This is a genomic window from Clostridium sp. 1001271st1 H5 (assembly GCF_005845215.1).
Lineage (GTDB): Bacteria > Bacillota > Clostridia > Lachnospirales > Lachnospiraceae > Enterocloster.
Genome location: NZ_SPHO01000020.1, coordinates 58,205 through 73,628 on the forward strand (window position 1 = coordinate 58,205; position 15,424 = coordinate 73,628).

At 49.6% G+C, this 15,424-nt stretch carries 14 protein-coding genes and 1 other annotated feature; of the genes, 12 read left to right on the forward strand and 2 right to left on the reverse strand.

The genetic code is table 11. The features are described 5' to 3' along the window. Positions 1-72: 72 nt before the first annotated feature. Positions 73-939, reverse strand: a complete 867-nt coding sequence (locus FGS84_RS23880; RefSeq protein WP_207739999.1) for a radical SAM protein — start codon at positions 937-939, stop codon at positions 73-75. A gap of 10 nt (positions 940-949) precedes the next feature. After that, positions 950-1,765 (reverse strand): glycine/betaine/sarcosine/D-proline family reductase selenoprotein B, encoded by an 816-nt coding sequence (locus FGS84_RS23885; protein ID WP_227146373.1) that lies wholly within the window; start codon positions 1,763-1,765, stop codon positions 950-952. 449 nt (positions 1,766-2,214) lie between these two features. On the opposite strand from FGS84_RS23885, the gene FGS84_RS23890 reads away from it, so the two are divergent. The 12 genes from FGS84_RS23890 to FGS84_RS23950 all read left to right on the forward strand — a co-directional run bounded on the left by FGS84_RS23890 (position 2,215) and on the right by FGS84_RS23950 (position 15,026). Then, the gene (locus tag FGS84_RS23890; RefSeq protein WP_243130062.1) at positions 2,215-2,610 is read left to right on the forward strand and encodes a TetR-like C-terminal domain-containing protein; all 396 of its coding nucleotides are present in this window, start codon (positions 2,215-2,217) and stop codon (positions 2,608-2,610) included. Positions 2,611-2,869: 259 nt separating this feature from the next. Then, positions 2,870-4,066 carry an MFS transporter gene (locus FGS84_RS23895; protein WP_138310821.1) on the forward strand — a complete coding sequence of 399 codons (1,197 nt, stop codon included), beginning with the start codon at positions 2,870-2,872 and terminating at the stop codon, positions 4,064-4,066. A 40-nt stretch (positions 4,067-4,106) separates the two neighbouring features. Then, a complete protein-coding gene (locus FGS84_RS23900; RefSeq protein WP_138310822.1) occupies positions 4,107-5,384 on the forward strand; it encodes a glycine/sarcosine/betaine reductase component B subunit in 1,278 nt (425 codons plus the stop codon). A 16-nt stretch (positions 5,385-5,400) separates the two neighbouring features. Further along, entirely contained in the window at positions 5,401-6,723 is a 1,323-nt protein-coding gene (locus tag FGS84_RS23905; RefSeq protein ID WP_227146376.1) for a glycine/betaine/sarcosine/D-proline family reductase selenoprotein B, read from the forward strand. A gap of 233 nt (positions 6,724-6,956) precedes the next feature. Further along, positions 6,957-7,979 (forward strand): LacI family DNA-binding transcriptional regulator, encoded by a 1,023-nt coding sequence (locus tag FGS84_RS23915; RefSeq protein ID WP_138310825.1) that lies wholly within the window; start codon positions 6,957-6,959, stop codon positions 7,977-7,979. A gap of 154 nt (positions 7,980-8,133) precedes the next feature. After that, positions 8,134-8,769: a deoxyribose-phosphate aldolase gene (gene deoC, locus FGS84_RS23920; protein ID WP_138310826.1), complete on the forward strand. Its 636-nt coding sequence runs from the start codon at positions 8,134-8,136 to the stop codon at positions 8,767-8,769. Positions 8,770-8,809: 40 nt separating this feature from the next. Then, the gene (gene rbsK, locus FGS84_RS23925) at positions 8,810-9,745 is read left to right on the forward strand and encodes a ribokinase (protein WP_138310827.1); all 936 of its coding nucleotides are present in this window, start codon (positions 8,810-8,812) and stop codon (positions 9,743-9,745) included. A gap of 29 nt (positions 9,746-9,774) precedes the next feature. Next, entirely contained in the window at positions 9,775-10,173 is a 399-nt protein-coding gene (gene rbsD, locus FGS84_RS23930; protein ID WP_138310828.1) for a D-ribose pyranase, read from the forward strand. 57 nt (positions 10,174-10,230) lie between these two features. Further along, the gene (locus tag FGS84_RS23935) at positions 10,231-11,733 is read left to right on the forward strand and encodes a sugar ABC transporter ATP-binding protein (protein WP_138310829.1); all 1,503 of its coding nucleotides are present in this window, start codon (positions 10,231-10,233) and stop codon (positions 11,731-11,733) included. Continuing rightward, positions 11,726-12,688 carry a ribose ABC transporter permease gene (locus FGS84_RS23940; RefSeq protein ID WP_347563881.1) on the forward strand — a complete coding sequence of 321 codons (963 nt, stop codon included), beginning with the start codon at positions 11,726-11,728 and terminating at the stop codon, positions 12,686-12,688. The genes FGS84_RS23935 and FGS84_RS23940 overlap by 8 nt, the downstream gene beginning before the upstream one ends. Before the next feature lie 108 nt (positions 12,689-12,796). Further along, positions 12,797-13,846, forward strand: a complete 1,050-nt coding sequence (locus FGS84_RS23945) for a substrate-binding domain-containing protein (protein WP_138310831.1) — start codon at positions 12,797-12,799, stop codon at positions 13,844-13,846. Positions 13,847-13,904: 58 nt separating this feature from the next. Continuing rightward, a complete protein-coding gene (locus tag FGS84_RS23950; RefSeq protein WP_138310832.1) occupies positions 13,905-15,026 on the forward strand; it encodes an AI-2E family transporter in 1,122 nt (373 codons plus the stop codon). Between the two features lie 115 nt (positions 15,027-15,141). Then, positions 15,142-15,359, forward strand: a binding site (T-box leader). Positions 15,360-15,424 lie beyond the last annotated feature (65 nt).

Below are 15,424 nucleotides of genomic sequence, written 5' to 3' on the forward strand. Positions count from 1 at the left end.
GGTCGTTCAGATATGAAATGAGATATTTAGGGGGAGGCAGTCTTCAGGCTGTCTCCCCCTTTCAGCGCGCCGCTATATGCCCGGCGGGTCTTCAGGCTGGCTTAATAGTTTTTGCATCTGGGACAACAAAGAGTATTTGTTGTCAGGCAGTTGTCCTAAGAAGGTGTATTTGTCCAGGACCGTGGTATCTGCAAAGGCGCAGTGTTCCAGCTCCAGGCCACTGAGCAAATCGTGGGCTTCCTCCAGGCGTTCAAGAGGCGAGAGAGGGGTGAAAGTACCCTCCCTGCACATAGATGCCAGGCTGGTGTTAGGCCATACCCTCAAGCCTATGAACCATACCCTTGCAGGCTGTACTTTATTCAGGAAAGCAATTGTGTCATTCACATGTTGGCCGGAACATTCTTTCCCGCCCAGTCCCGGAATGACGTTGAGGGAAAATGGGATACCGGCCTGGCGTAAGCGCAGACAGGCCTCTTCCGCCTCCTGGGCCGTGATTCCCTTATTCATGAGCCGCAGCACCTCGTTGCATCCGCTTTCCAGACCAATATACAGATGGGTCAGACCGCGGCGCATGAGGACGTTAAGCTGCTGCAGGTCCTTTCTCAATATGTCGTCAAACCTGGCATACATGCTTATGCCTTCCATCCATGGCATATGGGAATGCACGATGTCAAAGATGGACAGCAGTTTGGGAGTGTCCATCACAAAGGGATTCTCACCCAGAAGGAAGACAGAGGTTTTGCCGGTTGAATACTGCGCTAATATAGCGGCTTTTTTTTCTATGTCGCCCAGAGAAAAAACAGAAAACTTATCGTTGGAAAAGTCACAAAAGGCACACTTGTGCCAGCTGCACCCCAGGGTAGTCTCTAAGAACGCACTGTCATTTTCCCAGAAGGGGCGGTAAATTTCTTCACCAGTATACAATGATATATTGTCCATAATGATTCCTTTACTCGGATATTATGCTGTCCGTACAGTTGGGAGCTATCTCTATCTTCAGTAAATCCAGAGCTTTGCCGACCATGTGCCAGCGGTAGGTACGCTCCTCCTTCAGGCTTAGTTTGGGATCCCCGAAAACATGGCAGATATCATTACCGCGCAGGATGCGGCTCACCCCCACGCTCTCGGCAATCTTAGTCAGGTTTGTCACCTGTATTACAGGTATGCCAAGACGCTCGATTTCTTTTCCAATCAATGCACCGCACCGGGTGCTGGTCCCGCAGGTGGAGGACAGGACAACAGCGTCCACATCGCAGTCCCTTAGTGATACGGCAATTCGTTCTCCCAGGGCAGTACCGTTTTCAACCGATGTCATTACGCCGGCCGTGGTGTAGAAAATATCAAATAGCCGCCCTATCATACCCTCACGTTCCGCCCTTCGCAAGGCATCTATGGGTAAAAGCCGGTTGGGGTCCTGTTCTATATATTCGGTATTATAACCCTGATGACTGACCTCGTAGTCCTTGGAGAGAAGCATTTCACTGCCGCTCAGAGAATACATGCAGAACTTCTGTGAATTTGTTGGGTTGAGATTATCCGGGTTTCCTTTGGGGACAAGCCCGCCGTCTGTAACAAGAGCAATCCTGGCTTTTGCCAGTTCCTTTTTCAAGTTAGGCATCAGTATCTCCTGAAAAGGCTTCGCGGGTACTTCTGTCTCGAAATTCTGTTTATGATATTTGGCTAGCAGCATGTCTATGCCACGTTTGCTGGCAGGAGTTGCATAGTCAACATTTTTGATTGATGGGTTTTTGGAGTTGTTATCCAAACATAATCACCAGCTTTCTATAACCTGTTTCTGTAGAACATGATAATACGGTCTTTCTTACATCATATAGATTTCGATAATATATGTCAAGATGCATTTTGTGCACGTTGTACACGGGGGGACAGGAGGAATATTATAATTTGACAATAGCTGCTAATGGACATATAATAGATAGATATTATTGATATATTTGTAACTATTCAGTTGTTTTATCTATGTGTGTACCAAGTTGAAGTTAATGAATGCAAAGGAGGAGATGTTCAACGTCCAGCAGCGATATAACTAAAAAGGCATTTGCGGATGCAATCAAACATCTGCTTAAAAAAAAGTCATTAGCCAAGATTTCCGTAAAGGATATAGTTCAGTATTGTAATATCAGCCGAAATACTTTTTATTATCATTTTAAAGATAAATATGAATTGATAAACTGGATTTTTTATACAGAAACATTGGCAGAAGTCAACTCCTTCAATGACCCCAGCAAGTGTCAGGACAGTTTTATAAATCTGTGCAGGTATCTGCATAAAAACCGGAGTTTTTACCTGAGCTGTTTCCAATATGTGGGCCAGAATTCCCTGAGGGATTATTTGCAGAATTTTTATTATGAGTTGATTCGCATGAACCTCAGTGTTCAATATTCAGAGGCAGGAATCAGGCTGTCAAGTGATGAACTGAACCTGATGGCGCGTATGGAGGCTTATTCATATGTAGGCATTGTTTTTGACTGGGTCAGGGATGGCATGAATAACGATTATGGGCGGTATTTCGACCATCTTGCCAGTATACGAAAGATTGAGATGTCCTATAATAAAATGACTGAGAAAAGTATGATGCAGAATCATTGACAAGCCAGTAAGAGGATGGCGCAGCTGTGTTATACCCGTGATATTCCGGCAGAAAACCACCGTTTTGGAGGTTTTCTGCCGGATTTTTAATGCAGTCCTACCATATGGCCTGTATGTGACTATTGTATGCCTTTGACGGAATAAGTGTATTACACTTTGTGAATAATGTAATATTTTTGCGCACTGTAGCAAGTCTGTAAATTGATTATGGTGGTTATCCATACTACACTGAAAGAAAAAGAAATGGGGGTACCGAGGAATGAATGGTAAACAGGAAACAAACAGGTGGGCGATACTGGTGTACGGTATGATTTGCATGTTGATTATGGGCATATGTTATACATATAGCTTATTTCAGCCCTATATCATGGACCACTTTTCCGTGGCAAGTGCGAGTGCAAGCCTTCCATACACGATTTTTATTGCCGTGTTCTGTGTGGGAAACTTTTTCGGAGGCGTCATGCAGAGAAAGATGTCCTTGAAGACAGTGCTGATTATTGGGTATGGGCTTATGTTTTTAGGGTGGTTCGCCTCAGCAGTTTTGCCGCCGGACATGTTCTGGTGCATGTTTTTGACATTTGGAGGCCTTTTTGGAATCGGAGACGGCATTGTATATAATGTTATCGTTGCACTGATGCCAAAGTGGTTTCCGGACAAAAAGGGACTGGCATCCGGGCTCACGCTTGCCACTTTGGGAATCAGTGCAACGGTATTTTCACCCATAGTAAGCTCCTGGCTTACAAATTATGGTTATATGAAATCGTTCATGATAGTCTCAGGAGTATACATTGCAGTTGGAATATTCGGGACCATTACAATGAAGGCACCTCCGGCCGGATTTATGGAGGATTATGTATCTGCCGGAGCCAATGTCAGCTCTAAAAAGCAGTATACATTAAAAGAGGCGCTGCATGTAAAGGAATTGTATACAATAACCGGATTATATTTCTGTGCGGTACCAGCTTATCTGCTGCTTAGTGCGATTTTTGTTACATATGGAGCGGATAAGGGACTTACATCAGCCATGGCAACCCTGGGCGTCAGCATTGCCTCATTGTGCCAGGTTGGCGGACGCTTCGTCATTCCTACCTTAAGTGATAAGATAGGACGTAAGGCAGCATTTGCCATTTCCTTTTTCATTACAGCTGGAGGGGTTGCATTATTGACAGTTGCAACGGGAAATCTTTATATGTTCTGCTTCTGGCTCCTCAGCTTGTCTTATGGCGGCTGCCAGGCCTGTTTCTCACCGATTGCAGCAGACCGGTTTGGAACAAAGAATGTGGGTGTTATCCTCTCTTTCACCATGATTGGCTTTGGCGTGGGCTCCGTAGGTGCATCCCTGCTTGCAAAGGTGGTAGGTATCTCTACTGCATTCATCGGTGCCGGAGTAGTTGCGCTGCTTGGAATTGTCCTGGTATTTACGCTGCCTGGCAAGAAAAGTGCTGAGAATGCATGATAATATATTACATGTTTGACATAGGAAAGGAGTGCTTAAATTGAGCAAAAAATTGCAGATTGACTATGTAAGGGTAAAGAAAGTTCAGTTCGGGGACAAAACAGTTTTAGAGAATGGGATACTGACAATTAACAAAGAGGAATTGATTGACACGGTAAAGAGTGAGATGTTCGGGAACCTGGATATCAAGATAGCAGTGCCTGGGGAGAGCTGCCGCATTCTGGCCATACATGATATCATGCAGCCCCGCTGCAAGGCGGATGCGCCGGAGACCTCCTATCCGGGTATCTGGGGAAAGCTTGCTCCTATGGGGGAGGGACGGACGGTTGCTCTTAAGGGCGTGGTGGTATCAGACATCTACTATGCAAAGTGTAATATTAAATATTATATGGATATGGGCGGTCCATGCGCCAAATATACCCACTTTTCAAAGCATTATCATGTGATTCTGGATGCAACGCCGGCAGAGGGCGTAAGCGATGCAAGCTATGCAGAGGCATTAAAATATGCGTCCCTGACAATCAATGTATATCTGGCAAAGCTGGGAATCGGCCTTACACCGGATGAGACAGAAACCTTTGAATTGGGACCCGTAGGACCGGGGCCTGATGGAAAGCCTCTCCCCAAGGTGGCGTATCTTGTTACCCATATGGCTTCCCATGATACATGGAACTTCCTGGTATATGGGCAGAGCGCACTGAACTTTTTGCCAATCATTCTCCAGCCCACTGAGATACTGGACGGAGCCATGGTATGGAGATACTGGGAGCCTAATTACTATCTGCAGAATGAGACATACATCAAGGAGCTGCTGAGAAGGCATGGAAAGGACCTGGAATTCGTAGGCCTTGTATTTGCCAATAATGTGATGAAGATTGACGGCAAGGATGCCATGGGAATGATGGCGGCCACCTTGTGCAAAGAGACATTGAAAGCAGACTGCGTTCTTGTCAATAAGTCCGGCATGGGACATTGCCAGCTGGATTCGGCCCTGGCCTTTAACTGGTGCCAGAAAATGGGGATGCCTTGCGTCATGAATCTGTCTGCTGTTTCCAATGATGTTCCCGGCGATATGCTGGTTATCTCTGACCCTAAGATTGACGCAGTTATAAACAGCGGAAGGAATTACGACCTGCAGCATCCCAAGGTGGACCGTGTGATTGGTAAAGATGCAGGTGTTCCGAGTCTGATGGGATATAATGTTGAGGGACCATTTACACACACAACAAACTTCGCTTATCAGGGAATCTGGTCTCAGCTGGGTGATTGTTATGTGACAACAGACAGCGATTTGCCGGATGTCCCGGACACTATGTAAACAGGAGGGAGAAGAAATGTCTGATAAGATTCGTGTGGTTCACTATATCAACCAGTTTTATGGCGGATATGGCGGGGAAGACACCGCCAGCATGGGAATCGTGGTAAAAGAAGAACCCGTTGGCCCCGGGCTGTATCTGCAGTCAGCATTGGGAGACAGCTATAAAATAGTTGCAACTATTATTTGCGGTGACAATTTTATTGCTGAGAATATTGAGAACGTGTCAAATGAGGTTGCTGACATTGTGGAAAAATACAATGCCCAGATGTACATAGCCGGCCCCGGATTCAACGCAGGGCGGTACGGTCTGGCCTGCGGAGCCACTACGGCAGTTGTTACTGAACGGCTTAAAATACCTGCAGTCACCGGCCTATATACGGAAAATCCGGGCACAGACCTCTACAAGGACAGGGCCTATATCCTGCAGACTGAAAACAATGCGGCTAAGATGAAGGAGGCACTGGAACGACTGGCTGGTTTTGCATCTCGTTTGGCGGAGGGCGGTTTTATCAGTGATGGAAAGACAGAAGGATACTTTGGTTCTGGTCCTGCCGTAGATATTGATTATGGCACACCTGCAAGTACCAGGGGCATAAACATGCTTCTCAACAAATATTTCCATCAGAATTTCAGAACCGAGGTGGTCATGCCGAACCATGAAGAGATTCCGGTTCCGGTTCTGGAAAAGCCGCTGAGTGAAGCAAGAATTGCGTTGGTTACGGACGGAGGCCTGGTTCCCAAGGGGAATCCGGACCATATGGTTCCCACCAACTCCAAGTATTTTAAATCTTATAATTTCGGGGATACAGACCACCTGGATGCATCTGATTATGAGGTCAGCCACCAGGGATATAACAATGCGTTTGTATTGGACGACCCCAACCGCCTGGTACCTGTGGACGCAATGCGTGCCCTTGAGAAGGAAGGAAAGATAGGAAGCCTTCTGGACACCTATTATACCACGGCCGGTGTCATGACTCCCATGGAGATGGGGAAAAAGTTTGGTGAGGAGATTGCAAAGAGCCTGAAGGACCAGAATATTGATGCGGTCATACTTACCAGCACCTGAGGGACCAGCTCTCGCTGCGGTGCAGTGATGACAAAAGAAATCGAAAGGGCTGGAATACCTATTGTGCAGGTTACCAATTTGACTAAGATTGCAGAGGGCATTGGTTCCCACCGGATATTCCGCGGCAACAGCGTACTCCATGTGTTTGGCAATCCGTCCCTGCCAAAGGAGCAGGAGGTAAAATACCGTAAAAAACTGGCGGAAGAAGTGCTTACCATGCTGGAAGAGACGCCCGGAGAAGGGGAGTCCAGCATGATACGCGAGGAATAGAAATGTGCTGACAGAAACAGGATAGAATCATAATGATAGAAGGGTTCCTTTTCGCAGATATTATAATAAGGAAAGGGAACCCTTTTTGCGTATCTTCCGGATTTATACCGCTTGTTTTTTGTGTAAAAATGATAAAAACTATTTACATCTGCTTATCTTTGTGGTAGTATTATATATGTAACCGGTTACAGATTATTCTGGCACGGTTACAGGAAAAAGAGAGGGAAAGGGCCATGAACATTAAAGAGATTGCACGCCGGGCAGGTGTCTCTTCCGCTACGATTTCCAGGGTCCTCAATAATTCGGGATATGTGAAGGAGGAAACCAGGCAGAAGGTGCTTAAGGCAGTGGAGGAGTACAACTATGTGCCCAGCGCCATTGCCAGAAGCCTGAGTATCCAGGACAGCTTAAGTGTGGGAACCATTATCCCGGATATTGAAAATGAGTTTTTCTCCAAGGTCATAAGCGGAATCAGCGAGGTGGCCGAGACATATCATTATAATATTGTTTTTCTGGGAACCAATGAGACATTGGACAAGGAACATGACTTTTTAAAAATCGTGGAAAGCCAGAGACTGAAGGGCGTAATCATTACGCCGATTTCAGAGACGGACACGGTTACCAGGGATAATCTGCTCCGGCTGGAGGAATCCGGCATACCGGTGGTGCTGGTGGACCGTGATGTGAAGGGAGCCCAGTTTGACGGCGTTTTTGTGGACAACCAGAGGGGTTCCTATGACGGGGTAATGGAATTAATAAAGGCAGGCCATGAACGGATTGCCATCATAACCGGACCCGAGACTTCCAAGCCTGGCAAGGACCGGTGCCAGGGCTATATGCAGGCCATGGAGGACAGCGGGCTGGCTGTGCCTGAGGCGTATGTTGCCTGCGGCGATTTTAAGATTGCCAAGGCATATGAGTGCACCGGACGGCTTCTGGGACTGAAGGAACCGCCCACAGCCATCTTTACATCCAACAACCTTTCCACCCTTGGGTGTCTTAAGTATCTGACGGAACACAAGGTGAAGATAGGAAGGGATATTTCCCTGATGGGATTTGATGACATTGATGCCCTGCGGATGATTGACTACAGGATATCCGTGGTGGACAGGGATGCCAGGGAACAGGGGCGGGAAGCCATGAGGCTTCTTCAGGAGTGCTTTGAGGATTCCGGGAAGAACCGCCAGAGAGGAAAGCGGATTACCATTCCTTATCAGGTAATCCTGAGAGGGTCGGAGCAAAAGAAAACAACCTGACGATTAGGTCAGATTGTTTTCTGCACAAATCTGTAACCGGTTACACACAGAACAAAAGCCATTCTATTTTTTTACTGAGATGTGTAACCGGTTACAGAAAATATATATTACAATTTTAACCTATATAAGCTTCAAATGGAAAAGGAGAATGAAAATGGGAATTGCACACATGATTGACCACACGATGCTGAAGGCAGATGCCGGTAAGGATACCATCATTCGATACTGCAGCGAGGCAAGGGAACATAAATTTGCCTCTGTCTGTGTCAATACCTGCTTTGTGCCCCTGGTGGCGGAGCAGTTAAAGGGAAGCGGGGTAAAGACCTGCTGTGTGGTAGGGTTCCCCCTGGGAGCCATGCTTACCACAGCAAAGGCCTTTGAAGCCTCAGAGGCTGTAAAGGCAGGGGCGGACGAGGTGGATATGGTTATCAACATAGGCGCCCTTAAGGACGGGGACGATTCCTTTGTGGAGGAGGATATCCGGGCAGTGGTAAAGGCTTCTGCAGGCGCAGTGGTAAAGGTCATCATAGAAACCTGTCTTCTGACGGATGAGGAGAAGGTAAGAGCCTGCCGGCTGGCAGTGAAGGCAGGGGCTGATTTCGTGAAAACCTCCACCGGATTCAGTACAGGCGGGGCAACGGCAGCTGATGTGGCGCTGATGCGCAGGACGGTTGGAGAAAGTGCCAGGGTAAAGGCCAGCGGCGGTATCCGTACGCCGGAGGATGCTGCGGCCATGATTGAGGCCGGGGCAGACAGAATCGGAGCAGGCAACGGGATTGTGCTGATATAGCGGGCACACAGCCAGGATGGATTAAGGAGAGAAATCATATATGGAACATTTGGGAAAGAAAGTAACGGTATTCGGCAGCTTTGTGGTGGATTTGATGGGCAGGACGCCGCACCTGCCGGCAGCAGGAGAGACGGTGAAGGGAACCGTGTTTAAGATGGGTCCCGGCGGAAAGGGATTCAACCAGGGAGTGGCGGCCCATAAGGCAGGAGCGGATGTGACCATGGTGACAAAGCTGGGTCAGGATGCATTTGCAGACATTGCCCTTAATACCATGCATGAGCTTCACATGGATTCGGGAAGAGTACTGTATTCCAAGACAACGGAGACAGGATGCGCCCTGATTATGGTGGATGAAAACAGCAGCCAGAACGAAATCGTGGTCATACTGGGGGCCTGCAATACCATTACGGACCAGGAAGTGGATTCCCTGGAGGATTTGGTGGGACAGTCCGAATATCTGCTGACACAGCTGGAGACTAACGTATCCTCTGTGGAACGCATTGTGGACATGGCATACAGGAAGGGCGTCAAGGTCATTTTAAATACAGCTCCTGTGCAGCCTGTCAGTGATGAGCTTTTGGGCAAGATTGACCTGATTACGCCCAACGAGGTGGAGGCGGAGATTCTCACAGGAATCAAGGTGGACAGCGAGGAAGCAGCGGATAAGGCGGCGGACTGGTTCTTTTCCAAGGGCGTAAAGAACGTGCTGATTACACTGGGGCATCGCGGCGTATACATAAACACGGGAGAAAAGAAGGGAATCATACCTGCCTATAAGGTGGACGCAGTGGATACCACCGGCGCCGGGGATGCATTTAACGGCGGCCTTCTGGCAGCGCTGTCAGAGGGAAAGGATTTGTGGGAGGCAGCTGATTTTGCCAATGCCCTGGCGGCGCTGTCCGTACAGAAAATCGGCACCACGCCCTCCATGCCGGTCAGGGAAGAGATTGACGCATTTATGGCAGCAAACCATTGACATCAGTAACAGGAGAAGGGGAAACGAACATGTTAAAGACAGGAATATTACATCCACAGCTGGCCAGGGTGCTGGCGGAACTGAGACACAAGGATACCATTATTATCGGAGACGCAGGGCTGCCCATTCCCAGGGGAGTGGAGCGCGTGGACCTGGGCTGGAGGCCCGGTGACCCGGCTTACCTGGATGTACTTGAAGAAATACTTAAATATATCGTGGTGGAGGGAGCCGTGTTCGCGGATGAGGCTCTGACTGTGACTCCGGACTTCCACAAGAAGGCGCTGGCCCTTCTGCCCCAGGGCCTTCCGGTGGAATACATTCCCCACACAGAGCTTAAGGAGCGCAGCAGGGATGCCAAGGCCATTGTCCTTACCGGTGAATTTACCGGATACACCAACGTGATATTAGTGGCTGGATGCGCTTACTGATACAGCCCTGGTAAAAGGGGTGCTCTCAGGAACTCTTAGCAGCAAGGGAGGGGTAACATGGAAGAAAAATTAGTATTGCAGATGGATTCAATTGTGAAGACATTTCCGGGTGTAAAAGCCCTGGATGGAGTCCATCTGGATGTGAGGAGGGGCGAGGTGCACGCCCTGTGCGGTGAGAACGGCGCAGGCAAATCCACCCTGATGAAAATCATAGCAGGAGCCCAGGGATATACTTCCGGACACATGTATGTCAATGGGGAGGAAGTGGTGTTCCACTCCACCAAGGATGCGGAGCGCAAGGGAATCGCCATGATATACCAGGAATTCAACATGGTGCGGGACCTGTCCGTGGCGGAGAATATGTATTTGGGAAGGCTTCCGAAAACTTCCTACGGCGCAGTGGACTGGAAGAAGCTGTACAAGGACGCCCAGGAGGAGCTGGACCGTCTGGGTCTTAAGTTTGACTGCCGCACCAAGGTGCGCAACCTGTCTGTGGCTGAATCCCAGATGACGGAAATCGCAAAGTGCCTGACCATAGGCGCCAAGGTCATCATCATGGACGAGCCCACGGCTGCCCTGACAGATGAGGAAATCCGTATCCTGTTTAAAATCATAGCGGAGCTTAAGGAGAAGGGGATTTCCATTCTGTATATCTCCCACCGAATGGATGAGATTTTCGAGATTTCAGACCGCCTGACCGTGTTCAGGGATGGAAAATACATAGCGACCAAGGATATAAAGGACACCAACTATGACGAGGTGGTTTCCATGATGGTGGGTCGCAGTGTTACCAACCTGTACCCTGAGAGGGATTACAGGCAGGATGAAACTGTGCTGGAGCTTAAGGATATCTGCGGCAAAGGCGTCCGCAACGTGAACCTCAGCCTCCGCAGGGGCGAAATACTGGGAGTGGCCGGACTTCTGGGCTCAGGCACCATAGAGCTGTCTAAAATCGTGTACGGGGCGCTTCCCATGGAGTCCGGAGAGATTTACATAAACGGGGAAAAGAAGGACTGCTCCAGCCCAAAGAAAGCGTTGAAGGCAGGAATCGGATTTGTGTCCGATGACAGGAAGCAGGAAGGGCTGGTGCTCATACGCAATATCAGGGAGAATGTTTCCCTGTCATCCCTGGACAAGATAACCCATTTCATTCATCTGGATAAGAAGCTGGAGACAAAACAGATTGACGCGCAGGTCAGGAGGCTCAACATTAAAATCAGCAGCCTGCAGCAGCTGGCAGGTAAACTCAGCGGCGGCAACCAGCAGAAGGTGGTATTTGCCAAGGTGCTGGAGGCCAACCCGTCCATCCTGATTCTGGACGAGCCCACCCGCGGCGTGGATGTGGGGGCCAAGGCGGAAATCTATCAAATCATGGATGAGCTGACCAGGGCCGGAAAAAGCATTATACTGATTTCCACGGACCTGCCCGAGGTCATTGGAATGAGCGACCGGGTGGTCATCATGAGGGAAGGCCGTACGGTCCTGGAAATACCCAAGTCAGAAATGAATCAGGAAATTATTTTAGCCCATGCATCCGGAGGTGTCAGCGAAAATGAATAATATAAATAAGAAAAAATGTATCGGCCAGCTCAATATTTACCGTTCCGTACTGATTTTACTGGTAATCTGCGTATTTGCAACCATATTGTCCCCCAGCTTTTTAAGCGTGGCCAACCTGTTTAACGTGTTTAAGCAGATTACAGTGGCCGGTATTGTGGGATGCGGCATGACCTTTGTCATCCTCACCGGAGGAATCGACCTTTCCGTGGGCTCCATCCTGGGCCTGGCAGGCGTTCTGGCCTCCGGCATCCTGGAATCCACGGGCAATGCGGGCGCGGCCATTCTGGTGGCTCTGGCTGTAGGCATAGGATGCGGCGCTGTAAATGGTTTTTTTGTGGCAGTGTGTGAGATTCCTCCCTTTATCTCCACCCTGGGCATGATGACCCTCCTGCGCGGATGCATCCTCGTTTATACAAAAGGCTCCCCCATTCCCATTAAGGTGGATGCCTACAAATTTTTTGGCAAGGGTACAGTTGCCGGGGTGCCGGTACCTGTCATCATCCTTATCATCCTCTTCCTCATTGCCCACTATGTGCTGACACAGACCAGCTACGGCCGCAGCATCTATGCCTTTGGGGGCAATCGGGAGGCCGCGCGCCTGTCCGGTATTTCCGTCCGCTTCACGGAGTGGATGGCGTATACGCTCAATGGGCTTATGTGCGGAATCGCAGGCGTGATTCTGACGGCCAGACTGGGTTCTGCCCAGTCCACCAGCGGCACCGGCATTGAGATGGACGCCATTGCGGCCGTTATCCTGGGCGGCACATCCTTAAGCGGCGGCGTGGGCTTTGTGCTCCCCACCGTGGTGGGCGCCATGATTATGGGTATTATTGATAATATCCTGACACTAATGAACGTAAATCCCCATGCCACCAACATTGTGAAGGGTGCTGTCATACTGATTGCAGTCCTGGTGGACAAGAAGGTGAAGGATTTGTCTGCCAAGGCAGAATAGAACATGCCCGGAACCGGGCGCAGAGGATATGGTACCTATGGTCTGCCATACCGCCCATGGTGCGGCGGGCTGTTATGCAAATTTCATAAAAGAAAAGGAGAATGTATTATGAGGAAACAAATTGGGGCAACTGTACTGGCAATGGCAATGGCGTGCTCACTGATGGCTGGATGCAGCTCAGGTTCAGGGGACACCACCGCAGCGGCCGCAGCCGCAGCGACTGAGGCAGCAAAGGACGAGGCAAAGGATGAGGCCAAGGAGCCTGCTTCCGAGGCGGAGAAAACCGGCTCAGAAGAGGGAAGCGGAAAGAAATATGTGATTGGCCTTGCCATGAACACGCAGACCAACCCATTCTTCGTGGATGTAAAGGACGGAGTCCAGAAGGCTGCGGACGAGCATGGAATTGAGCTCTACATTACCGATGCGCAGGACGACCCCACCATCCAGATGAAGGACGTGGAAAACCTGATTACAAAAAAACCGGACGCCATCATCATCGATACCTGTGATTCCGACGCCATCGTGTCCTCCATCGAGGCATGCAATGAGGCGGGGATTCCGGTATTCACCATGGACCGCGAGGCCAATGGCGGCGAGGTCATTTCACATATTGGCTATGACGCTATCAAGTCGGGCCGTATGGCTGGACAGTACCTGGTTGACACATTAGGCGGAAAGGGCAAAATTGTTGAGATTCAGGGCATTATGGGAACCAATGTTGCGCAGAACCGTTCCCAGGGCTTTAACGAAGTCATGAAGGACAATCCTGATATGGAAATCGTAGCCTGCCAGGTAGCTGATTTTGACAGGGCCAAGGGCATGAGCGTTATGGAGAATATTCTTCAGGCTAATCCGGAAATCGACGGACTTTACGCTGCAAATGACGAAATGCTGTTAGGAGCGCTGGAGGCAATGGAAGCAGCCGGAAGAACCGATGAAATCGTAAAAATCGGCTGTGACGCCATCGATGATACCCTGGATGCAATGAAGGCTGGCAAGGTTGACGCTACCATCGCAGAGCCGCCGTTCTTCCTGGGCAAAGCCATCCTGAACACTGCCTATGATTATCTGGAAGGCAAGCAGGTCGAGCCTTATGTAATCCTGGACAACCAGCTGGTGACACAGGAAACAGTGGACAGCCTGGTAACAAAGGAATAATTTACCGGCAGTTCTTGCACACAGGAAACAGAATAATTTCAGGCCATCGGCTCATACTATGAGGGTACAAAGGAAGTACGAATCAGAAACAGGTGAGTCCATGGAAAAACCCGGTAAGAAACTGAAGAAATTATTAATTATAACAGGAACCACGGGAGCGGTGTATGCAGGATTTAAATACCTGCTGCCCCTCGTGGCTCCTTTTTTCGTGGGTTATATCCTGGCCCTGCTGCTGCGGCCTTCGGCCAGGTTTCTGTCCTACCGCATGAAAATAACGGTAAGGGGAAAACGGCATCATATGCCCATCGGCGTCATCGGCGGCGTGGAATTTCTGGCAGTGCTGTCCGTCCTGGGAGCAGTGCTTTACAGAGGCGCCCTGAAGCTGTGCGCAGAGGGCAAGCTGCTTATGGTACAGCTGCCTGTGTGGCTGGAACAGTTTGATGTGTGGCTCACAGGAAACTGCCACAGGATGGAACATGCCATGGGGCTGAGGGCCGGCTGTGTGGCGGACATGGCAGGGGACATGCTCTATCATATGGTAGATACATGCAAAACAGCCGCCATGCCCTTTCTCATGGCCAACTCCATGTCTGTAATCAGCTGCCTGGCAAAAGGAGCCATTGTAAGCCTTGTGGTGTTCCTGGCAGCCATATTAAGCCTTCAGGAAATGGAGGACCTGCGGGACCGCCGGGACCAGTCCGCCTTCCGCAAGGAATTCAATATGATTGGAAGCCGCCTGGTACAGACAGGGAAAGCCTGGTTCAGGAGCCAGGGAATTATTCTGTTCATAACAACGGGACTGTGCATCGGGGGAATGTTCCTGCTGCGGAATCCATATTATATCATGGCAGGCATCGGAATCGGCATACTGGATGCCCTTCCCATCTTTGGGACCGGTACGGTGCTTATACCATGGGCGGTCCTTAAGCTGGCCGTGGGGGACTGGAAACAGGCGTTGATTCTCACGGCCCTTTACCTGGTGTGCTACTTCGTGCGTCAGATTCTGGAGGTGCGTATGATGGGCGGCCAGGTGGGTCTGTCTCCTCTTGAGACATTGGCGTCCGTGTATGTGGGGCTGGAACTGTTTGGATTTTTTGGGTTCATACTGGGGCCTTTGGGGCTGCTGCTGATTGAGGATATGGTGGAGGCATGGACGAAAGAGGAAGAGATGGAGACATAGGGGGATACAAGGAATGATTTGTCTGCCACAGAAGCGTCATATGGCGATTCTGTGGTTGACAAAGTCCCAAAACTGACGTAAAATCATTCTTACATAAAGAGATGACCAATTCATAGAAATGACATGGAAAGGGAACAGTAAGCGTGATTGCACGTCACAGAGAGAGGACCGAAGGTGAGAGGTCCTTACGGTTGGCAGATGCTGAACCCACCCTGGAGTCCTGCATGATGAATGCAGCGTATGCCGGCGTTAACGGATTATGAGAGAACCATGAGGGCGGACAGGGCCCTGAGGTTAATGAGGGTGGTACCGCCGAGTCATTCGGTCCCTTGTGCATAGAGCGCAGGGGACAGGGTGGCTTTTTTAGTTTCATAATGTTAGATATGCAAGGGTCAATG